The following is a 20,105-nucleotide window of genomic DNA, read 5'->3' as shown; positions in this document are numbered from 1 at the left end:
TGTGTGCGCGGCACGGTCACGCTCGATGGGGATGCTCATCGGTCACCTCCGGTAGCACATCGGGAGGCGACTGCACCCCTCGGCGCCGATCCTAGGTCCGCCGGCGGTGTGCACAGTCCGCGGGTGCATGATGTTCATTCACGTGAATGACACAGTCGGAAACAGGATTTTGGTGTGCCCTTCGCGCGCGTGCGGAATGCCCAAATTGCGGCAGCCAGGACAGCGAACCCATTCCCACGATTGCGTCTGACTCTGGCGACGGTACCCGGCCGACGTGCCCGTCGAGTTCCGGCGGCTGCGGGAACGGATCGTTACCCGGGTGGATCTGGGGAACGGCCGGATTCAGATCACGGGACGAGTCGCCCGCGCACTGTCACCTCGGTGTGGTTGCCGGCCCGGTTGCGGCGTCTGCCGGCCAGGTGTTTCTGCTTTGGAAATATTGGGTGGCTTCGGGGGTTTCGGTGTATTCGAGGAGGTTGCCGACGTGGGCGGCGAGGACGTCGCGGACTTGGGCGGGGGTGGCGAAGAAGAATTCGCGGCGCGGGTTGGCGTGGTTTAGGCGTTGCTGGGTGAATGCGTTGTGCAGGGAGGATTCGAGTCCGATGGCGTCGTCGGAGAAGTAGAGGGCGTGGGTGTCGAAGGGGAAGGGCACGGAGGCGCTGCCGAGTTCGCGGATCCGGTCGGTGGGGTCGAGGCGCCGGGTCATGCCGATCTTGACGACGTTGGGGCCGAAGGCGCCTTGGTTGCTGATGACGTAGACGTAGCCGGCGCGGATGTTCGCTTGCCGGTAGTCGTTGTCCTCGATCGCCTTGTCCAGGTCGGCGAGCTTGTCGAGGATCCGCTGCTTTTCCTGGGGGTCGGCGGCGTCGAGGGAGGTGAGCACGTTCTGGTAGTGGGCGCGTTCCTTGTCGAGTTTCTCGCGTTGGGCGGCGAGTTCTTGTTCGACTTTGCGTTCCTCACGGAGGCGTTCGCGTTCGGCGCGCGCGGCTTCCTTCTCCTCCTGCACCTTCATCAGGTAGTCCGCGGTCAGTTCGAGCTCCCGAATCCGCAGGGCGTGATAGGCGTCTGAGACGTGCATTTCCATCATCGCGCCGAGCTTGGCGATCGTTGTTGCTGCTTTGTCGAGGCGTGTGATCGCGGTGGCGAGGTTGCCGGCGCGGATGGTGCGGACGCAGATGTCGGCTTCGGCGTTGTAGGCGCGCAGCATCAGTTTCGACAGGTCCGCGGTCATCTTGCGGCCCTTGGCGAGGGAGTTGTTGAAGCTGAACATGTCCGAGGAGGCGATCGCCTCGCCACCGGTGACTGCATCGTTGATCTCGGCCTGGAGAAGGTCGAGTTGGTCGCGGTACGCGGCGGCGTTCTCGAGGGGGTGGTGGTAGGTGTAGATCCCGACTTCTTGCAGCACGAGGCGATCGTCGGTCTCGACGATGCCGGGATCGGTGGTCCCGCCGGTGGGTGCGCGATCCTGAGTGGACGCCGCGGCGGCGGCGCGGGTGGCGTTCTCTGTGGCCTGCGCGAGGTCGCGTTCGAGGCCGGCGATCCGGTCGAGGAGGGTGTTCGCTTCGCGTTCTTTGATCACGAGCATCTCGCGCAACGCTGTGATGGTGACGGCGGGGTCGGGGGTGGTCATTCGGTGCTCGCTGTCGGTTAGCCGCGGACGCCGCGCGCGTGGGCGACCGGCACCAGGTCGTGCGGATTCTTCGACACCCCGGCCCGCAAATGGTCGAGGGTGGCGCGGGCCTCGACCCGGGACAGGTCGAGTCGGGTGAAGTTGTCCCGGTCGGTGGCCACCTGCACCAGGGTGATGGTGGTGTCGTGCCCGGTGCCGGGATCGATCACGCGGGTGCCGAGTTCCATCGAGATGGTCTGCACGATGCCGTCTCGGTCGGCTTCGAAGATCTCGTGCACCGACCGGATCGCCACCTCGGCGATCGCTTTCGCGTAGCGGTCCTTGCGGGCCTTCGCGGTCAGCGGGGTGCTGGTGATCGTGTCACTGGCCTTGACGTACTTGAACGCCTTCTCCTGCGGCAACGCGGACGGGTCTGGGACGGTGACGGTCAACCGAAGTTCGCGGTCGTCGGCGTCGAACGCGAAATCGTGCTCGACCGGAAAGCACTCGGGGTAGACGGAGTTGCCGAGGACGATGGACACGTACTCCTCGAGAGCCCACGGTTCACGCTCCTGCAGCGCGACCATCAGCCGCTCGAGTTTCATGTTCGCCGACAGCACCGACTCGCGGCGGTCCCGGCATTCGCGCTCGTACTGCTCCTGCGCCGCCTGCAGCTGCTGCGCACGCTCGGCCTCGAGCCGCTGATAGGTGTGCTCGTTCTCGGCCTCGACCCGGTTGCGGTCGGCGAGCAGTTGCTGCCAGTGATGGTGCTGCTGCCAGAACAGGGCCTGGGCGTCGGAGATCGCGGCCGCGTGTTTCTTCTTGCCGCCGAGCGCGGCCCCGAGCCCGGTCGGCGCCGGGGGTTCGGTGTAGACCGGTTCCGGCGGGTAGGGCAGCGGATCGGGGCGCCGGGTCGGGGTCGTCAGATCCGGGCGGTCGAACGGCGGATGCTGGATCTGCTGGCGCAGCGTCGCCAGGTCGACGAAGTCGTCGACCGCCAACGTCGCCGACAACAGACCGTCGATGGCCTCGGCCTGCTCCGCCAACTCGGTGTTGAGCCGCTCGACCTCCGCCAACCGGGCCTGCTCGTGCAACCGGGCGCGTTCCTTCGCCGCATACGCAGACTCGGCCGCAGCCTGACGGGCACTGGCGGCCCGGGCACGCTCCCACTCCCGTTGCGTGCGCTCCGCTTCCCGGACCGCACGCGCATGGGCCTGCGCGGTCGCGCGTTGCTGCTGGCGTTGCCGCTGCTCGGCGAGCCGCGCCTGGTGTTGCATCTCCACGAAGAATCCCCGCCGCCTAGCCATCCTGGGCCCCCTTCAGTGGAACAGTACGTCGATCGCTGCAGGTCGCGGACGGGAACTTCCCGGTCCTCCCGAAGCCGGGCAGTGTGTCACTGCCTCAGTGATTGATATCAAACCGACTGAGCACGCCAACGTGTCGATCGAACAGCTGACAGCGGCGCGTGTGGCCGTGTGACACGTGCGGGAGCTGCAGCTTGGGAATCTCGGGATCGGGCGCACCGCTGCGGATCGGTGAGGCCGGCACGCCGGGACGTCGATACGGAACATCATTGTGCAATCATCTGCTGCCCTTGAAATCTCACCACCGGTAGCGGTGACCGTATGTGGCCGGACAGCGGTCCTGTCGGTCGTGCGACCGCATCTGTTGGCGGCAGAGGCTCATCTCGCGGGTGGGGGTCTGATGCTTCCGGATGGCTGGTGATTGCTCGGGCCGGCGGGGGAGAAGCCCCCAGGGCCGACGACAGGTGGTGCGACGCCAGTTGTCATTCGGGTGAATGACACTGAGGTGCAGGGTGACTGACATTCCACCGTGGTTCGGGGATGTCTGAGCAGTGGTGTCGGACCGATCGGTGATACTGGGCGTTCTGTGGAAGTGGGAAGAGGGGTGGGCATGTCCGCTAATGACGGTGATCTGGTCGGCGTGCTGGAGTGGTCGGAGTCGGTGGCGTTGGCGACGATGCAGGTGTCGTTGATGCAGTCGGACATCGGTGCGACGAAGTCCGACAAGACTGTGGCCGTCAAGGAGGCGTTGCTCGGCGATGCCGCCACCAGCTTCCACAGGGTGGTGGGCGAGGATCGCCCGGACCGCCCGGACTGGCTGACGCCACTGCTGCTGGACATGGACACCCAGGAGGCTGCGGCGAACGCCATCGCCGAGCACGGCCGGCGCCTTCCGCCGTTGTTCGAGTCGCGGGAGCGGTCGTTGCTGGTGCTGGTCGACCTCGTGGTCAAGGGTAGTACGACACCGTCGCAGGGGGCGGGCGATGCGGCCGCCCCACAGTATCGACGAGGTCGTCGCCGGTGGCCGGATCACCGACCGCGTCCCTCGAATCCGGAAAGGTCGCCAGCCGGGTCCACGCAGACGTGGCTGTGGCCCTTCTCTCGGCATCTCCGACGGAATCCTCGAGACGTTGGCCGCCTCGACCGAGCCGCACGGATTCGCGGTGACCCCCTATTCTGGCGCTGCGCGCGGGAATACGACGGAAATCACCGCCATATACACCGGTTGCCGAACCCGCGCAGTGGCGGGGTACGTTGGCGTGCCCCGTGGGCCGCGGGTTGGCGTGGGCGGCTGCGACGTCGTCACCGTGGCCGTCCGAGTGATCGCGGGATTCGGAAGCCGGTCGTGTGCCCATTCGCTGCACTCACCTGACCTCGGCCGCGTCGCTTGGGGATGCTCTCGTTCCCAGCGGGCCGCGTTCTGGGTGGGCGGGGTGGCACCGCCACTGAGCCTGCAGCCTTCCGCTGCGAACGCTCCGCGGCGGGTAGTGGCGCTTCACCTTCGGGATCTCACGCTCGCGGATGCGCCGATGCAGTGGTCGGTTACCCTCGCCAGCCAGCTAACAGTGAGGTAGTCTGTTAGTAACTGTTAGGAGGTGTTGGTGGTGGGCACGATCGATGACCGTTACCTCGCCGGTGACGTCGACTTCGAGGCTGCGGTGGGGGAGGCGCTCGGTACCCCGGTCTCGCGGGAAACCATGCTGCCGCTGTTGCATGCGCTGGCCCGCGGGGCGCACCCGAACGCCCAGCTCAGCGACCACGACGCCGCCTTGTATGACGCTGCCGGGTTCACCGAGGACCCACTCGCCCCGGCCGCTGCGGCCGCCGAGCGGGAACAACGCATGCGCGGGCTCACCGCGACCGCCAAGACGGTCGAGGAGGCGGCCGGTCTGCTCGGGGTGTCGACCTCCCGGATCCGCCAGCGCGCAGCGGCGGGCAGTGTGTGGTCGATCAAGGTCGGCAACAAACTGCTGCTACCCGCGGTGCAGTTCAACGGTGAGGAGATGGTGCCGAACCTCGACCGCATCCTGACGATGCTCCCGGACGGGTTGCATCCCCTTGCGCTCGAGCGAGCCCTGATCGACCCTCGGGCCGATCTGATGCTGGACGCAAGCCCGGTGTCGGTCATCGACTGGCTCACCAGCGGCGGCGACGTCACAACCGCACTAGAAGTGATCACCCAAATCGAATGGGAGGCAGCGTAAGTGGCGCGGATGCTCCCGCACCCTCCGACCGTCGACGGCCTTTCCCACCACGGCATCCGCGACAACGAATACGCCATCGTCCCCACCACCGACATCCTCTGGCGGGTGCACCGCACCACCAGCAGCCACGCGCTCGCCTGGAACGAGCTCCGCACGTATGGCCCGGTGCTGCGCTTCGACCCGCCCCCACTCCCGCGCGGTGACCACCCGGGGCACGGGGTCTGGTACGGGGCCACCGATGTGCACGGTGCGCTCGCGGAAGCATTCCAGGCCACCCGCACGATCGACCGGGTGCAGGAGACGCCGTATCTGACCGGGCTTCATCCGGCGCGGGAACTGCGGCTCCTCGACGTCGGCGGGTTCGGGGCCGGCCGCTGGCCGACCCGGGTCGGTGGCACTTTCGCCCTCGATTCCGCGGCGCACGGCATCACCCAGCGATGGGCCCGCACCATTGCGGCCGCGCACCCCGGGCTCGATGGACTGCTGTACCGGGGTCGGTTTTCCGGCGGCCCGTGTACTGCGCTGTTTCCCCCGGCAGCCGACGCCTTCCCCGTGCGGCCGGCCACGTCGAACCCGCTCGCGCATCCCGGAATGCAACGCCGTCTCGCCGCGGCCGCGGAAGCGCTCGGCTACGCCCTTGTCTGAGGTGCGCCGTGGGGCGATCCTGGAAAGTGGGTGGCGTCGTTGACGACGCCAGGCCTCCATTGCGGTTGTTTCGTTTGTTGCGTATATCTCGTTTAGGAGGTGCGCGATATCCGCAGCACATGATCAGCCGACCGTGGTCGAGCAGGAGCAGGCCCGGCAGGCCCTGCAGTTGCTTCGTGATGTCGGGCCGGCGGGGGACACCCTCGATGTGACCGTGGCAGGTACCGCGGAGTCGGTGCATCTTCCTCGGGCGGTGCTCGTCTGATCCGCGAGGTGTTGGCGAATATGGCCGCGGGGCAGGGGGTCACCGTCGTCCCGGCGCACGCGGAGCTGACGACCCAGCAGGCCGCGCAGATGCTCAACGTCTCGCGCCCGCATGTGATCAAGCTCCTCGACGAGGGGTATATCGAGTACCGAATGGTCGGCCGGCATCGCCGGATCCTCGCATCCTCTCTGCTCGCCTACCAGCGGACGCAGCTGGGGCCTCGCGTGACGCCGCGGAGGAGCTGGCGGCCCTGACGGAAGACCTCGGGCTGTACTGAGGTGACCTTCACCGAGCTTCTGCGATGCGAACTTGTTGTACCCGAATAGTTTACGAGATTTCCTTATTCGGATCTTAGACCGCGTTGTGCATGCCCCGGTGGACGGAACGCGTCCGCGGGCGAGGTGTTTGAGAACGTGGTGGATTGCCCGGACCTCCGGGCGGGGATGTTGGAGAAGCTGCGGGCGTTGATGAATGCCGGCGGTGCCGGATTCTCCGGGCACCGGAGGCGTGCCGCCGGGTGTTGCTGCACGTCGGACGTAGGTCGGGTTGGGGGAGAGGATGGCGCTGTGGTCGGCAATGATGCGGGCGACGAGGTCGCGGCCGGGGCCGTGGTCGAGCGGCAGGGGCGTGGTGGTGGGGTCGATTGCCAGGTCGGGGTGGGGTGTGATCGCGGGGTCGGTGGTGAGGATCCAGGCGAGGGTGTCTTCGTTGTGCCGGGGCCGGTAGGCGAGTCCGTCGATGTCGTTGTCGGCGGCGCGGATGGTGTGGGCCCACCGTCTTGTCGTGACGTAGTGCCGGGCTTCGCATTTGGTGAGCCAGAGGTCTTGTCTGACCGAGGCCAGGTGCGGGCCGTGGAGTGCGGCCGTGGTGAGGGTGCGGCTGACGGTGAGGGCGGTCAAGGTGCGGCCGGTCACGGTGGAGGCGGGCACGATCCCGGGCGATCGAAGGGTCGAGTGGCAGGTCCCGGCAAATGGTTTCGGCGATCGCACCGTCGGGGCTGTCGGCGAGGTAGAGGTAGGCGTGGCTGCCGTCGCGGGAGTCGAATCGGCCGCCTGCGAGTTCGTCGGGTTGGGCGGTCGGGTTCAGGGCGTGTGGGGCGCGGTGGCCAAGCGGTGCACGCCGCGCAATCAGGGCGGCTTCGCCGGTTGTTCTCGCCCATGCTGCTCGGAGCCTTCGCGTAGTCGCGGTGGGAGTCGACCAGACGGCCCTTTCCCCGGGGGCGGCCAGTATGGCGTACTGAACATCAACGACGACGGGATCAACGTCCCGGCGACGATGACGGGAAAGCGCTGGGACGGTGAGCAGATCATCCGTTACGAATACACAGTGCCGGGCTCACAGTGTGCACCTCCGTTGCCGACGTCGGCACGACGCGCCTCACCCAGGGCCTCCCGAAGGGCATCCTCCGACGTCGCCGAGGCCGTCCGACCGCAGTGCCAGCACAAATCGACCGCGGATTCTGCGTTCACGCCCCCGCTGCGCGCCTCGTGCCCGCCGCGAAGTGGACGTGCGTCGATTCGTGGGCGAGCACCGATCCGTCGAACACGTCCAGCGGCAGGGTGATCACGCACCCGCTAACACATGCAAGCCGCTACGCCGCCGCAAACAGAGCGTCGGCAGGTACCTCGACCACAAGCAGCCCGAGAGGGGTGTCTGAACGGCCATTGCCACACGCCTCAATGCCGTCCCGGCAAGTCGACTTCGCTGGCCGCCTTGTCGTCACGGAGGCCTTTCCAGCTCGGGTGACGCAGCCCCGCTGGTGTGTTCGCGGTACTCGACATCGCCGACCAACCGTGGTTCGACCCAGCGCGCACCCTTCGTGTCCCGCGCAGGTGGCGGTGAATCGAGGGGAGTCGTGGGTCGTTCTATCGCCGCGACTGCCCTCGTAGTGATTTCCGTGTCGCGGTGGTGAATCCGGTGCCGACATGTCCGATGTAGACCAGTCGGTGGTTGTCGTCGTATGCGGCGAGGAGGAGTGATCCGATGCCGTCGCGGGCGGCTCCGGTGCCATCGACCCAACCGACGATGATCCCTTCGGTGTTGGCGCGTAGTGGTTGTTTGATCCAGGCGGGGGAGCGGCGACCGGGTTGATACGTCGAGTCGACGCGTTGTGCGACTGTTCCCTCGAGGTGATGTCTACGGGCGAGATCGAGCATGCTCGCCGTCGACGTCGGTCCAGTACGGCGGCACCTGCAGGCGGGGCCCGGACAGCGCGAGGTCGTCGAGTTCGGTCCGTCGCCGCAGGTGGGGCAGCCCGGTCGTGGACTTGCCATCGAGGGCCAGGACGTCGAATACGTAGTACGTGACGGGCGCCTCGTTGCGGAGCTGTGTGGTGGGGGACAGCACGGAAAGGTGGCAGTGATGTCATTTCCGTTGCGGCTGAACATCCGGCCTACACCGTTGTCGACGGTGGTGACGGCGCGTTGACCATCCCACTTCATTTCGAACGGCCCACCCCGCACCGCCGGGAAGTTGGCCGAGTGTGGCCAGCATCGGAGACGGGACCGTCGACGAGGAAGGCATCCACCGAGTGTGCGCGAAATGCTCGGGCCGTGGGCGGGAACGTAGCGGCTGACGATGCTGGGCCCAGATCAACGATGGCAGCGGACTCACCGAGCAGCGTCCGCGCACTGCGACCGCGAGGAGCGAACTCAGCGGGCAGTACGGCGAAGGTGACGGAGGTAGTCCGCGTGCGCGAACGCGCTGCGAGCGGGTTGGACGAGAGCATCGCGCTGGTGCCGGAAAACATCACCGTCACCATCGTCCCACGCTCGATTGGGGGCCTGGTAGGCAGGCGACGCAGCCGCACGAGAAACCTAGACTGGGTATATGGCTGCGCTGAGCCCCGCGGACGAAGTCGTCGATCAAGCGAAGATCGACCATCGAGCCCCGTCGGTTGCCCGCCTCTTCCTCGATCGTGTCGGCACCACCCCGCAGGCGGAGGCCTTCCGGTTCCTGTCCGGTGGCGGCTGGACGAGTGTCACCTGGGGGCAGGTGGGTGAGCGGGTCCGTATACTCGCCGCCGGGTTGATCGCGCTTGGTGTCGAATCGGAAGACCCGGTCGCGGTGGCGGTGTCGACGCGATACGAATGGGTGCTCGTCGACTTCGCCGTGATGTGCGCCGGGGCTGCGACGACCACGGTCTACCCCACCACGAAGGCCCCCGACGTCGCTTTCATCGTGTCGAACTCGGGCAGCCGCGTCGTGTTCGCCGAGGACCAGACCCAGGTCGACAAGCTCCGACAGCATCGCGCCGAGTTGCCTGGCGTCCGCACGGTGGTGATCATCGACGGCGAGGGCGACGGCGACTGGGTGCTGACGCTTACCGACGTCGAGGAGCGCGGCCGGCGGCTTGTCGCACAATCCCCCGACGTCGTGACCGAGCGCGCGTACGCGATCCGTCCCGAACACGTGGCGAGCATCATCTACACGTCCGGCACCACGGGTAAGCCGAAAGGTGTGATCCTGCCCCATTCGGCATGGACGTATACCGCGGCCGCCGTCGATGCTCTTCACATCCTCGGTCCAGACGACCTGAATTATCTTTGGCTGCCCCTGGCCCACGCCTTCGGCAAGGTGATGCTGGCACTGCCGCTGCAGATCGGCTTCCCCACCGCCATCGACGGCAGGGTCGACAAGATCGTCGAGAACATCGCCGTGGTGCATCCCACCTTCATGGGTGCGGCTCCGCGCATCTTCGAGAAAGCCCGCGCGCGGATCGAGGGCATGGTGTCCGAGGAGGGCGGGCTGAAGAAGAGGGTCTTCGACTGGGCGATGGATGTCGGGCTGAGGGTATCGAAGGCGAAACAAGCAGGCGAGGAACCGTCGCGGCTGGATTCGCTGCGCTACAAGGTCGCCGACCGGCTGGTGTTCTCCACCATCCGGGAGCGGTTCGGCGGTCGGCTGCGCTTCTTCGTCTCGGCGGCGGCAGCGCTGGATCGGGAGGTCGCGCAGTGGTTCGATGCCGTCGGCATCATCGTGCTCGAGGGTTACGGTCTCACCGAAACCGCGGCGGCGTCCAGTATCAACCGTCCGGAGGCCTATCGCTTCGGGACCGTCGGCTGGCCCTTCCCCGGCACCGAGGTCAAGATCGCCGACGACGGCGAGATCCTGCTGAAAGGCCCCGGCGTGATGACCGGCTACCACGACCGCCCCGACGCCACCGCGGAGGCGCTCGAGCCGGACGGCTGGTTCCACACCGGCGACATCGGCGAGATCGACGCCGACGGCTATCTGCGCATCACCGACCGCAAGAAGGACATGTTCAAGACGTCGCAGGGCAAGTACGTCGCGCCGTCCGCGATCGCGGCGACGTTCAAGGGCATCTGCCCGTACGTCGGGGAGATCATCGTGCACGGCGAGAGCCGGCCCTACTGCGTCGCGCTGATCAGCCTCGATGCCGAGGCCGTCACCGAATGGGCAGGCAAGAACGGGCTGGGCGGCAAATCGTTCACCGAGATCGCACGGCACGACAAAACGCACGAACTGATCGGCGGCTACATCGACGAACTCAACCGGCGACTGAACCGCTGGGAGCAGATCAAGAGATTCGGCGTCATCGACCGAGAGCTGTCCATCGACGCCGGCGACTTGACACCGAGCATGAAGCTGCGCCGCACGATTGTCGTCGACAGCTTCGCCGACAGCATCGACACGCTCTACGTCTGACCGATCCCGTCGTGCCGCACGTTTCGCGACGATAGCGTGATTCTAGGGACTGACGACTCTGGTCTGGAACAGCCGTGAACGCACACAGTGAGTACATGCTCAGCGCTGTGCTCGACGTCTTCCGGCTCCGGCAGTACTTCAATGTCATCACCCGCACGCGCGAGTTGCTGGAGGGGGTACGCGAAGATGCCGGGTTCCTCGCCGATGCCGGTCGGGCGGTGCTCCCACTGCCCGACGCGACACGTGGACAGCACTTCCGGCCCTTTCCGCCGTTCTCGCCGTACCCCATCACGGTGGCGAAGGGTCAACGGGTGGCGCTGGTCGCGACAGGAGGAAGTGGTGCGCTCGCGTCCGTGGTGGGGGTGGCGCGGGCCTTCGAGGAGGGCGGCGTCCGTCCCGCCGTCATCTCGCTGTGCTCTGGGTCGGCGATGTTCGGTTTCCCGGTCGCCGCCGGATTCTCCGCCGAGGAAGTCTCCGCGTTCGTCCTCGGACTGCGGCCCGACGACTATCTCGATGTCGGCTGGCGCGAGCTGCTCAGCGTGGCACCGACGGCCGGCAGGGGATTCGCCGGCATCCTGCGCGGCGAGGCGATCGAGAACGTCTATCGGAGTCTCCTCGGTGACATGACGCTCGGCGAGATGCCCATTCCGGCGTATGCGCCGATCTGGAACGTCGAGCAGAATCGTCTCGTGTATCTCGGGTCTGGCACCTATCCCGATCTGCCGGTGGCGCGCGCCGTGCGCATGGCCGTCGCGTTGCCGCTGTTCATTCAGCCGGTCGAGTTCGGGGGCTTCCACTGGTGCGACGGTGGGATCGTCGATATCTTCCCGGTCCATCCCGTTCTCGACATCGAGGAACCCTGCGACCTCACCCTGGCAGTCAACGGCTTCTACCCGCCCGGGTTCGAGGGCGAAGACGCCACCGGGTGGGAGGATCGGCGGGCGAGCATCCTGTACGTCGCGAGCCAGGTGCGCACGTGCCAGCAGATCGAGCTGGCACGGGAAAACCTGTCCCGGCTTCGGTCGGCCTCGACGGTGACGATGATCGAGCCCGTTCCCTACGAGACCGTGCGTGGAGTCGGCTTCTACCGACAGTTTCTGAGCACCCGGAACTGGGCCCACTTCATGCTGGCGGGCTACCGTGCCGGCCGGCAGGCACTGGCAACGCCCCGGAACACTGTCGGCGCGGAGACGTAAACACAGGAGATCTTCGCCGGCAATGAGCGGACGAACGACTCTAGTGGAGTCCAGCCGTGAACCACTAGCGTCGAGGATGAGGCACTATCACGCACAGGTGTACGGGCGGATTTTCATGGCAGGCAAACGCGAATCGCATATGACGCAGCCGGATTTCTTCTCCTGGAACATGGAACGAGATCCGATTCTGCGGTCCACGATTGTGGCCGTCGTCGTCTTCGACACCACACCGCACTGGGACCGTTTCGTCGACATGATCGACCGAGCCACCCGGGTGGTCCCGAATTTCCGGCACAAGCTCGTCCCGGCTTGGTTGGGGTTGGCACCACCGCACTGGGTGGTGGATCCGGACTTCGATCTGTCGTGGCATCTGCGCCGCTTGGCGCTACCCGACCCCGCCGACATCGGGACGGTCCTCGATGTCGCGCGGCGATCGGGAATGGAGTCGTTCGATCGCGACCGTCCGTTGTGGCAGTTCACGCTTCTGAGCGGCCTCGACGACGGTCGGGCCGCGCTGGTTCTGAAGGTTCATCATTCGTTGACCGACGGCCTCGGCGGTATCCAGATCGCAGACCAGATAGTCGATTTCGCCCGCGAAGGAACGGATCGAGGCCCGCTCCCGGATACTCCCGTGCCGACGGAGACAAGCGCTCTCGCGGACACGGTGGAATGGGACGTGGCGACGGGTATCGATCTGGCGCGGAAGGCCGTCGGTTCTGCCCTGCCGACGGTGCGCCGCGCGCTCGTCAACCCCATCCGCACGGTGCAGTCCGCCGCCACGACATGCGCCGCGGTCGTCCGCTTCGCGCGTCCCATCCCGGACACCCTTTCCCCCGTCATGACCGAACGCAGCCTCAGGCGGAGGTTCGCGGTGATCGACGTTCCGGTCGAGCCGTTGCATCAGGCGGCGAAGCGCGCCGACGGTTCACTCAATGACGCATTCCTCGCTTCGATACTGCTCGGGCTGCGGAAATATCACACCCTGCATGGTGCTGATGTCGAATACTTGAGGGCGACCGTGCCGGTCAGCCTGCGCACCGAAGCCGACCCGTTGGGCGGCAATCGCATCACGCTGGTCCGGCTCGCGCTGCCCGCGAACGTGGCCGACCCAGCCGAACTGATGCATCGGATCGACGAGATCGTCGGCGCATCGCGCCACGACCCCGCGGTCCCGCTGTCGGGCGCCATCGCCGGCGCACTCAACCTGCTTCCGTCCAGTTATCTGGCCTCGGTCTTCAAGCACGTCGACTTCCTCGCATCCGACGTGCCGGGTTCCCCGATCCCGATGTATGTCGCCGGCGCCGAGATCGAGCGGTACTACGCCTTCGGACCCACGCTCGGCACCGCACTCAACGTCACCCTCATGTCCCACACCAACACCTGTTGCGTGGGAATCAACGCCGACACGGCATCGGTCCCGGACCTCCAGGCCATGACCGACTGCATCGTGGACGGTTTCCATGCGGTTCTCGGCGTGGGCGCAGCGCAACCGCCCGCCGCGACGGTCCTCACGCCGTCGTGCGTCAGTGTCTGAGATTGATATCTCGGGCCGTCAGAGCATCGGTGGAGAAGGGTGGAGTACGACCTGCGGCGATGTAACCTCGCGAGCCCACTCGCCGACGTTCGGGGCCCGGCCGGGCGTACCCGGGCCATCGCCGCCGCGATCCGGACCGGTCTCGCCCGCGGCGACGATCCCGACAACATCGAGGAGCTGATCCGGCGTGCCGAAGCAGCCGGCCTGCCCCTCACCCTAACCGCCCGCAGTGGCAACGACTGCCCAGGCGCGGCGAATCCCGGTCCGGCCGGGTTCAGCCCAGGTCGAACTCGGTTGCGGCGGGCAGGTCTTGGACGACACCCCTGGTCCGTCCCTCGCGCATCCGGCAGACCGCGACTCAGCCGAGTCGATCGATAGCTGCAAGCGCCCACGTCTTGTCAAGCAGTAGGTTGTCGAGATACGGGGTAAATGGGACGAGCTTCTCCATGTCTGAGTATGATCGCCTCCTGCCGCGCGTGTTCACCGTTCGGGGTTCGGCTTGCGGGACGGCGCGAAGCGGGCGACCCGAGAACCTGCGTCCTTCCGCCCGGAATGACCTTCCCACGGTGCGGCGGATGAGTAGTGCATCGCCATCGGTGGTCTTGCTTTGGGCGTTCGCACGTGAAGAGCGCAAGGGCGATTGCTATGGCGTCGAGGCTGGGAGCGCGAGAGGAGGCGACCGGTGGAGCTTCTTGTACGACTCTTCCTCGGCGTGCTCCTCGTTGCGCACGGCCTGGTCCACCTGATGTGGTTCGCACCCAACGACTATCCGGCGTTGCCGATTCGGCTCGACCGGTCATGGCTGATCCCGGAAGCGACCCGGAAACCGGTCGCGATTGCTCTCGTCGCGCTAACCGTCGCGGGGTTCGCGCTGCTCGCCCTCGCCGCATGGGGAGTACCGGGTTTGGCATCGATCTGGCCAGGGCTGACGATCGGGTCCGCCGTCGCGTCACTCATCGCCCTGGTGCTCTTCTGGGATCGTCGGCTCCTGTGGGGCGTCGCGATTGACGTCGCCCTCATCGTCGTGGCGTTGTGGCGTCCCGGCTGCATGGATCGCCTCGGATAGGCACGTCCGCGAGGCGTCCGGGCCGCGAGGATGCGTAACTCCGCCACTCCGCCGGTTCACCGATGTCTGGGGGCCACTCCGGCGGGCGGCGCCGCGTCCGTCGGGGAAGCAGTCCGCCGACGCCGCGGTGCATCCGGCAGCGGTTGTCACCGCGCCCAGGACTCGTCGGGCTGGGACAGGATGCGCAGGGCGAGGCCGGTCAACACGATGGCGAGCAAGGCTCCTCCCCGTGGACGATCCAGCCCTCCGATGGTTACCTCGTCCTCGACATCGAGCACGTCACCGGACGACGAATGACCCTGCCCGGCTGGCAGGCGACCAACGATAAGACGACGCCCAAGTCATGGGCGTCGTCGGATAGCTGGCTGCAATGGTCCTCTCAGGTCGCCCGTTCCGGGATGAAACTGCACTGCCGCTCCGCCCTAGCCATCGTCGGGGCTGGAGTGCTGTGGTGAGAAGGAGGGCCAACCCGATCAAGGAGCCAAATCATGGCTGTACCGTTCCGCGGAATCGTCAACGTCGACATTCGGGATTCGGTTCCGGATTGGTGTCCGTACGAGCAGCCGAAAGCTGCTCCGGGTTCGCCGAACGTGCTGGACATCGTGCTCGACGACGTGGGTTTCGGTGCGCTGGGGTGTTATCGCGGGCCGATCGACACCCCGAACATCGACCGGATCGCCGCCAACGGGCTGCGCTACGGGCAGTGGCACACCACCGCCCTGTGCTCCCCGACGCGATCCTGCCTGCTGAGGGACGTAACCACAGCACCAACGGGATGGCGCGCATCAGTGAGGCGGCGGTCGGGTTCCCGGGCGCAAACGGGCACATTCCCCCGGAATGCACGACGCTCGCCGAGATCCTGGTCGAGCAGGGATTCTCCACCACGATGGTCGGCAAGTGGCATCTGTGCGCCGAGGACGAGATGAACCTGGCCTCCACGAACCGGAACTGGCCTGTCGGCCGGGGTTTCGGGCGCTTCTACGGATTCCTCGGGGCCGAGACCAGCCAGTGGTATCCGGACCTGGTGCACGACAATCACCCGGTCGAGCAACCGGCCACCCCGGAGGACGGTTACCACGTCGGTGTCGACATCGCTGACCGGGCGCTCGAGTACTTCGGCGATGTCAAGGCAATCGCCCCGGACCGGCCGGTGTTCCTCTACGACGCCCCCGGATGTGCGCACGCACCGCACCAGGCGCCGAAGGAGTGGACCGACCGGTATCGGGGCAGGTTCGACGCGGGGTACGAGGCGATTCGCGCGGAGATCCTGGCCCGTTAGAGGGAGATGGGTCTGATACCGCTCGGCACCGAATTGCCCGCGCTCAATCCGATCGGCGGCCCAGAAACACGCAGCGGCCCTGAAGGAAAGCCGTTCCCTCTGATGGACTACACCCGCCCGTGGGAGACCGAAGAAATTGACGAGCTCGGCCCAGTCGACTGGATCGTGGTGGAGTTCCCCGGCAGCAAGTTCAACGGGGAAATCGCACCCGCACTCGGTGACCTCGTCAAACGCGGAATAGTCCGTGTCCTGGATCTTCTACTTCTGAAAAAGGACATGGACGGGTCACTCGAAGCGTATGAGGTCTCCGACCTCGACGACAGTGAGATCGGCGAGTTGCGATCCTACGAGACCGAGTTGGCGATGCTCCTCAGCGAGGACGATGTCGACGCGGTCGCTGCGGCGATCGACCCCGGAAGTACGGCGGCCGTGCTGGTATGGGAGAACACGTGGGCCGCACCGTTCGTGTCGGCCACACGCCGCGCCGGTGGACAACTCGTGGCAAGTGGACGCATCCCGGTGCAGGCCCTGCTGGCCGCAATCGAAACAGACGAGGAAGTTGGTGCCTGACATGCCTTTAGCAGCCAGACGTTTGCGCCGAGCAGCGGTGATCGGACCCGCCCCGGTCGCGCGTGCCGCCACCACGGTCCCCACGGCGGCGGTGGTGGCACACGGAGTCCGACGCCGCACCGATCGGCGAGACGATCGGCGGGACGACCGCAGGAACCGGCGGCGCTGAAAACTCAGGGCACCGGATGTGCTCACAGCGAATGAGTTCAACTCCGGGAAGGTCAGGATCCCGGCGTCGCAGCCGCGGCGTGCAACATCTTTCACACGCAGTATGGCTTTGTCAGAAGCACCAATTGAGGCTGGCCGATCCCAGCGGTACACCGAAGCAGATCGTCACCGACCCGGCGGCGGGAGTCGCGGCGGGTACTGCCGGTGCGGCCGAAGCTGCGGGCGCGGTGAGGGCGCCGAGGGGCAGGGTGACGGCAACCGCGGAGAGCGCGGCGGCAATTCGAGTAGACATTTTCAGGGTCCTTGGTGTGGTTGATGAATGAAACACAGTGCGCAACGGGCGGATCGGCACCCATCGAGAACAGGTGTTCACCGGTCCTGTGCGGGTAACCGCATCGAGCCCGATCAGCGTGATCGGTCCTGCTGGTTCTCCGGCTCCTCCCGATCGGCGAACATCGCCTCGATACGGCTCTTGCTTTCGCACGTGCTGAACGATTCCCGGATGGGTACCGAGGAAGTCGGTCTGCCGTGGAGATGATCTGGCGCTCTTGTATGCGTCAACTTTCGACCGAAATGGCGGGTGACATCGGGTCGTGGATCCGCGCGCGACGCCGGTCCCGGTAGCTTCGAGCGTCCCATGTGCAGGAGCGACTGTTGTAGAGCGCAAGGTCATCAACAGCGCCAGTGGGTGCGAAACAACGCTAGCGGCATCCCGTTTCCGTCCCTGCCCATTCACAGTCCTGATCCCGGGCAAGCCCGACGATGAGAGCCCTCGGACAGCCTGGCGCCGACGCGGAGATACCCGGACCACGGTGCGTCACGAGGACGAGACACGATCGGCTGTGGGCGTTGGGGATCAGAGGATCAGGCCGAAGTTGTCCTTCTCTCCTAGCGCGGGAGTTCACCGCCGGACGAGCATCGAAGGCGCGTCTCGACAGCGTTCCCTCGACCGGGGCACCCTGACCAGAACGAACCCCAGCCCCCGGTGGCATTCCCGTTCCAGGGGCGCTTAGTATCGCGCATTCGAGTGCGGGCGTTGGTTCTGGCAGAGCCGATTCGGCGGCGCACCGATCGACTCGCCTGGTACCGATCCTCCCGAACTCCACCCGCCCGGACGCAGAGAGATCGTCGGCGTGTGGTGCACAGCGCCCAGTGGTGGGTGCGGGTGTTCGAGGTCGGACGGGCCGGTCTGTTCCTCGGGTAAGTGCGGTGTGGTGCGGTTGAATGGGGGACATGGGGTCGCCGGTGGGTGAGCAGCTGCGGCAGGCGTTGTCGGATTCCGGGTTGGCGTTGGTGTGCGTCCGCGGGCCGCAATGCCGATGGGCGGATCTGCTCTTGCTCGGGGATGGATCGGTGCGGGAGCTGACCTGGCTGGCACGGGACGCCGACGAGATCGCCGAGCGATCGCCTGCTTTGCACCGCTCTCGCTGAGGTATTCCAAGCGTGCGGTGTAGGCGCTGACCGAACCCGACAGCTGGGACGACCGGCTCGATGCCGAGTTCGATCAGTGCGGGACCAGCGCGGACTTCGCTGAGAGACAGCTCGCCCGAGCCGAGAATCGTGTGCCGAAATTCGTGGGAAAGTGAGGATGCACCCATGAAGGCTGCACCATTCCGACAGCCGTCCCTCCAGCGTCGCCGAGCCCGTCAAAACTCTGGCGTCCGCGGGCGGCGACGGCAGGTCCTGCCCGGGGGACAGAGTCTCGTCCCGGTCCTGGCGATGCGCCTTCGGGCGTGTGAACTCACCTGATGGATTCGATGAGATCGATGCCGAAGTGCTCGAAAACTCTCGTTTCTTCCCCTGTCCTGCGGACTGGGCTTCATAAGGCGCCGGGTCCGGACCTCAGCAGCAGTCGGATTGCATTCCGGATCGTCGCAGCTCGTCGAGATCACCATGCTGCTCGGTCAACGTGAGCGGCTCGAGACCACAGTCGTCGATTTCGATCGAGCGGTTCAACTGATCCGCGAGACTGTCGGCGCACTGTTGGAGATCGTTCATCCGTAACCTGCCGGTCGTCATCCCGATATGCGGAGCGTCTCTGCTTGTGCTGCAACGTTTTCGAGTGCCACGCGCGGCGGGGGAGCGGACGGACACGTCACGCGGTGTTCCATCCGATTCCCTCGTCGGAGGATTTCGTCAGTTCGTGACCGCGGGGCGGGTGGGCCTGCGGTCGTCGGCGAACATGGCCTCGATCCTCGACTTGATCTCCGCGGTGCTCATCGTGCCGCTGTGCCGGGGCGTCTGCCGTCCGGTGGGAGTCGTCGGGGCAATCGAGGTTGTCGCCATGTGTCCTGCTTTCGTCGGTTACCGATATGTGTGCCTCACGGTCACGGTTGTGATCTGGTTCACATCGTGGCCGACTATGTTGTACACCACATGTTCGGTCCAGTGCCACTCGGCCTGGTCGCGTCGGTCTTGTCCGAGTGTGGGACAAAGCGGGTGCAGGTCGGCGAATCGGCTCCGGCTGATTGCGATGGCCCCGAGCGTAGAATTGCGCGGGTTCGGTCGATCACGCTGGGCCCGGATTTCGGTGAGGCCTCGCCGAACTTCTCTGGCCTCGTCGCCGCTCTGCCCTGCTCGATCGTCGGCTCCGGTTCTGCGACGAGTTCGGGAGGGTGCTTCAGCGATGCGAACTGATGGAGACAGTTGGGACATCGTCAGTAGCGTGGGCCTGACCGCGTTGGGGGTGGCGACCTTCCGGGCGTTGGAGACAGTTCGCCCCGACGCGTTGATCCAGGACGACTTCGCGCGGTGGTTCGTCGAAGCGGCGGGTGAACCGCATTTCACCGGGCTGTTGGCCGACCCGTCGTCACTCGGGGACATGCCGGTCTCGGGTTTCATGGGTAGTCGGACCAGATTCTTCGACGAGTTCTTCTCGACGGCTACGAGCGCGGGCGTGTCGCAGGCGGTGATCCTCGCTGCCGGGTTGGACGCACGGGCGTATCGCTTGGACTGGCCGACCGGCACGACGGTCTTCGAGGTCGACCAACCGCAGGTGCTGGAATTCAAAGAGGAGGTCCTCGCCGATCATGGGGCCAGAGCGAAGGCAGATCGTCGCCCGGTGGCCGTCGATCTGCGAGACGACTGGCCTGCCGCGCTTCACGCTGCAGGCTTCGACCCTGGTAAGCCGACCGCCTGGTCGGTGGAGGGACTGCTGGCGTACCTCCCGGGGGCGGCGCACGACGCGCTGTTCGAGCGGATCGACCAACTGTCCAGCCCCGGCAGCCAGCTTGCCGTGGACAACTTCGCGGCGGGAACCGACCTGCAACGCTTCGATGCCATCAGAGCGAAGTATTTCGCCAATAATCCGTTCGGCGACATCGACATCTCCGAGCTGTTCTACGGTGACGAGCGGGCCGATCCGGTGCAGTGGTTGACCGGGCACGGCTGGTCGGTGCGGCGGTCCAATTCGATCGAACTGGCGGCTGCCTACGGGCGGCCGGTTCGGGACCTCCCCGAAGAACTTGTCGATCTCTCGAAGCGATCGTCATACCTGACGGCGGTCAAGTAGCCCACTGCCCAGCTCGCAGCGATGAACCGCAGAGGCGAGGCATTGCGGTGGACCGCCATCCGCGCGTACATTGGTAGTTGCGGATC

General features: G+C 66.2%; 17 protein-coding genes and 2 pseudogenes. 13 read left to right on the top strand and 6 right to left on the bottom strand.

Translation table 11 applies throughout. The features are described from left to right. Positions 1-373: 373 nt before the first annotated feature. Positions 374-1,630 (bottom strand): DUF4041 domain-containing protein, encoded by a 1,257-nt coding sequence (locus FND50_RS21000; protein WP_260850580.1) that lies wholly within the window; start codon positions 1,628-1,630, stop codon positions 374-376. 17 nt (positions 1,631-1,647) lie between these two features. Beyond that, positions 1,648-2,916 carry a hypothetical protein gene (locus tag FND50_RS36965; RefSeq protein ID WP_260850579.1) on the bottom strand — a complete coding sequence of 423 codons (1,269 nt, stop codon included), beginning with the start codon at positions 2,914-2,916 and terminating at the stop codon, positions 1,648-1,650. Between the two features lie 607 nt (positions 2,917-3,523). Between FND50_RS36965 and FND50_RS20990 the strand changes: the two genes are divergently transcribed. The 5 genes from FND50_RS20990 (at position 3,524) to FND50_RS36955 (ending at position 6,281) form a co-directional block, all read left to right on the top strand. After that, positions 3,524-4,285, top strand: coding sequence for a hypothetical protein (locus FND50_RS20990; RefSeq protein ID WP_144286958.1), 762 nt, complete (start codon positions 3,524-3,526; stop codon positions 4,283-4,285). 232 nt (positions 4,286-4,517) lie between these two features. Next, positions 4,518-5,117, top strand: coding sequence for a helix-turn-helix domain-containing protein (locus tag FND50_RS20985; protein WP_144286957.1), 600 nt, complete (start codon positions 4,518-4,520; stop codon positions 5,115-5,117). Positions 5,118-5,126: 9 nt separating this feature from the next. Continuing rightward, entirely contained in the window at positions 5,127-5,762 is a 636-nt protein-coding gene (locus FND50_RS20980; RefSeq protein ID WP_186301108.1) for an RES family NAD+ phosphorylase, read from the top strand. 133 nt (positions 5,763-5,895) lie between these two features. Beyond that, a complete protein-coding gene (locus FND50_RS36960; RefSeq protein ID WP_260850577.1) occupies positions 5,896-6,027 on the top strand; it encodes a hypothetical protein in 132 nt (43 codons plus the stop codon). Between the two features lie 20 nt (positions 6,028-6,047). Then, the gene (locus tag FND50_RS36955; protein ID WP_260850576.1) at positions 6,048-6,281 is read left to right on the top strand and encodes a helix-turn-helix domain-containing protein; all 234 of its coding nucleotides are present in this window, start codon (positions 6,048-6,050) and stop codon (positions 6,279-6,281) included. 1,422 nt (positions 6,282-7,703) lie between these two features. Here FND50_RS36955 and FND50_RS20965 read toward each other — a convergent pair. Further along, positions 7,704-8,550: pseudogene (locus FND50_RS20965) on the bottom strand (ATP-dependent DNA ligase). A gap of 306 nt (positions 8,551-8,856) precedes the next feature. On the opposite strand from FND50_RS20965, the gene FND50_RS20960 reads away from it, so the two are divergent. The 4 genes from FND50_RS20960 (at position 8,857) to FND50_RS20940 (ending at position 14,491) form a co-directional block, all read left to right on the top strand. After that, positions 8,857-10,695, top strand: coding sequence for a long-chain fatty acid--CoA ligase (locus tag FND50_RS20960; RefSeq protein WP_144286955.1), 1,839 nt, complete (start codon positions 8,857-8,859; stop codon positions 10,693-10,695). Positions 10,696-10,790: 95 nt separating this feature from the next. Continuing rightward, a complete protein-coding gene (locus tag FND50_RS20955; RefSeq protein WP_186301342.1) occupies positions 10,791-11,891 on the top strand; it encodes a patatin-like phospholipase family protein in 1,101 nt (366 codons plus the stop codon). A 139-nt stretch (positions 11,892-12,030) separates the two neighbouring features. Next, positions 12,031-13,425, top strand: coding sequence for a wax ester/triacylglycerol synthase domain-containing protein (locus FND50_RS20950; RefSeq protein WP_186301107.1), 1,395 nt, complete (start codon positions 12,031-12,033; stop codon positions 13,423-13,425). 682 nt (positions 13,426-14,107) lie between these two features. Beyond that, entirely contained in the window at positions 14,108-14,491 is a 384-nt protein-coding gene (locus tag FND50_RS20940; RefSeq protein WP_144286952.1) for a hypothetical protein, read from the top strand. Positions 14,492-14,637: 146 nt separating this feature from the next. On the opposite strand, the gene FND50_RS36945 is transcribed toward FND50_RS20940, so the two are convergent. After that, on the bottom strand, positions 14,638-14,769 hold the full coding sequence (locus FND50_RS36945) for a hypothetical protein (protein WP_260850575.1): 132 nt from the start codon (positions 14,767-14,769) through the stop codon (positions 14,638-14,640). Positions 14,770-14,979: 210 nt separating this feature from the next. Between FND50_RS36945 and FND50_RS20935 the strand changes: the two are divergent. Both FND50_RS20935 and FND50_RS36495 read left to right on the top strand, forming a co-directional pair. After that, positions 14,980-15,770 (top strand): annotated as a pseudogene (locus FND50_RS20935) (sulfatase-like hydrolase/transferase). Between the two features lie 102 nt (positions 15,771-15,872). Next, a complete protein-coding gene (locus FND50_RS36495) occupies positions 15,873-16,340 on the top strand; it encodes a DUF6325 family protein (protein WP_222105614.1) in 468 nt (155 codons plus the stop codon). A gap of 280 nt (positions 16,341-16,620) precedes the next feature. Here FND50_RS36495 and FND50_RS36215 read toward each other — a convergent pair whose 3' ends face one another. Further along, complete coding sequence (locus FND50_RS36215; protein WP_186301105.1) at positions 16,621-16,800, bottom strand: hypothetical protein; 180 nt, start codon at positions 16,798-16,800, stop codon at positions 16,621-16,623. A 941-nt stretch (positions 16,801-17,741) separates the two neighbouring features. On the opposite strand from FND50_RS36215, the gene FND50_RS20925 reads away from it, so the two are divergent. Beyond that, the gene (locus tag FND50_RS20925) at positions 17,742-17,939 is read left to right on the top strand and encodes a hypothetical protein (RefSeq protein ID WP_144286950.1); all 198 of its coding nucleotides are present in this window, start codon (positions 17,742-17,744) and stop codon (positions 17,937-17,939) included. A gap of 705 nt (positions 17,940-18,644) precedes the next feature. Here the strand turns inward: FND50_RS20925 and FND50_RS36210 are convergent. Next, positions 18,645-18,794 (bottom strand): hypothetical protein, encoded by a 150-nt coding sequence (locus FND50_RS36210; protein WP_164709532.1) that lies wholly within the window; start codon positions 18,792-18,794, stop codon positions 18,645-18,647. A gap of 340 nt (positions 18,795-19,134) precedes the next feature. On the opposite strand from FND50_RS36210, the gene FND50_RS20920 reads away from it, so the two are divergent. Beyond that, entirely contained in the window at positions 19,135-20,019 is an 885-nt protein-coding gene (locus tag FND50_RS20920; protein ID WP_144286949.1) for a class I SAM-dependent methyltransferase, read from the top strand. Positions 20,020-20,105: the final 86 nt, after the last annotated feature.

Source organism: Rhodococcus sp. WB9, from assembly GCF_007558985.1.
Taxonomy (GTDB): domain Bacteria; phylum Actinomycetota; class Actinomycetes; order Mycobacteriales; family Mycobacteriaceae; genus Rhodococcus_F; species Rhodococcus_F opacus.
This window is presented reverse-complemented; position numbering and strand designations above follow the sequence as displayed.

Bases quoted from the DNA above. Each gene is read 5' to 3' on its own strand.
- FND50_RS21000 (WP_260850580.1), bottom strand. From the start codon at position 1,630: ATGACCACCCCCGACCCCGCCGTCACCATCACAGCGTTGCGCGAGATG.
- FND50_RS36965 (WP_260850579.1), bottom strand. From the start codon at position 2,916: ATGGCTAGGCGGCGGGGATTCTTCGTGGAGATGCAACACCAGGCGCGG.
- FND50_RS20990 (WP_144286958.1), top strand. From the start codon at position 3,524: ATGTCCGCTAATGACGGTGATCTGGTCGGCGTGCTGGAGTGGTCGGAG.
- FND50_RS20980 (WP_186301108.1), top strand. From the start codon at position 5,127: ATGCTCCCGCACCCTCCGACCGTCGACGGCCTTTCCCACCACGGCATC.
- FND50_RS36955 (WP_260850576.1), top strand. From the start codon at position 6,048: ATGGCCGCGGGGCAGGGGGTCACCGTCGTCCCGGCGCACGCGGAGCTG.
- FND50_RS20960 (WP_144286955.1), top strand. From the start codon at position 8,857: ATGGCTGCGCTGAGCCCCGCGGACGAAGTCGTCGATCAAGCGAAGATC.
- FND50_RS20955 (WP_186301342.1), top strand. From the start codon at position 10,791: ATGCTCAGCGCTGTGCTCGACGTCTTCCGGCTCCGGCAGTACTTCAAT.
- FND50_RS20950 (WP_186301107.1), top strand. From the start codon at position 12,031: ATGACGCAGCCGGATTTCTTCTCCTGGAACATGGAACGAGATCCGATT.
- FND50_RS36495 (WP_222105614.1), top strand. From the start codon at position 15,873: ATGGACTACACCCGCCCGTGGGAGACCGAAGAAATTGACGAGCTCGGC.
- FND50_RS36215 (WP_186301105.1), bottom strand. From the start codon at position 16,800: ATGTCTACTCGAATTGCCGCCGCGCTCTCCGCGGTTGCCGTCACCCTG.
- FND50_RS20925 (WP_144286950.1), top strand. From the start codon at position 17,742: ATGGGGTCGCCGGTGGGTGAGCAGCTGCGGCAGGCGTTGTCGGATTCC.
- FND50_RS36210 (WP_164709532.1), bottom strand. From the start codon at position 18,794: ATGGCGACAACCTCGATTGCCCCGACGACTCCCACCGGACGGCAGACG.
- FND50_RS20920 (WP_144286949.1), top strand. From the start codon at position 19,135: ATGCGAACTGATGGAGACAGTTGGGACATCGTCAGTAGCGTGGGCCTG.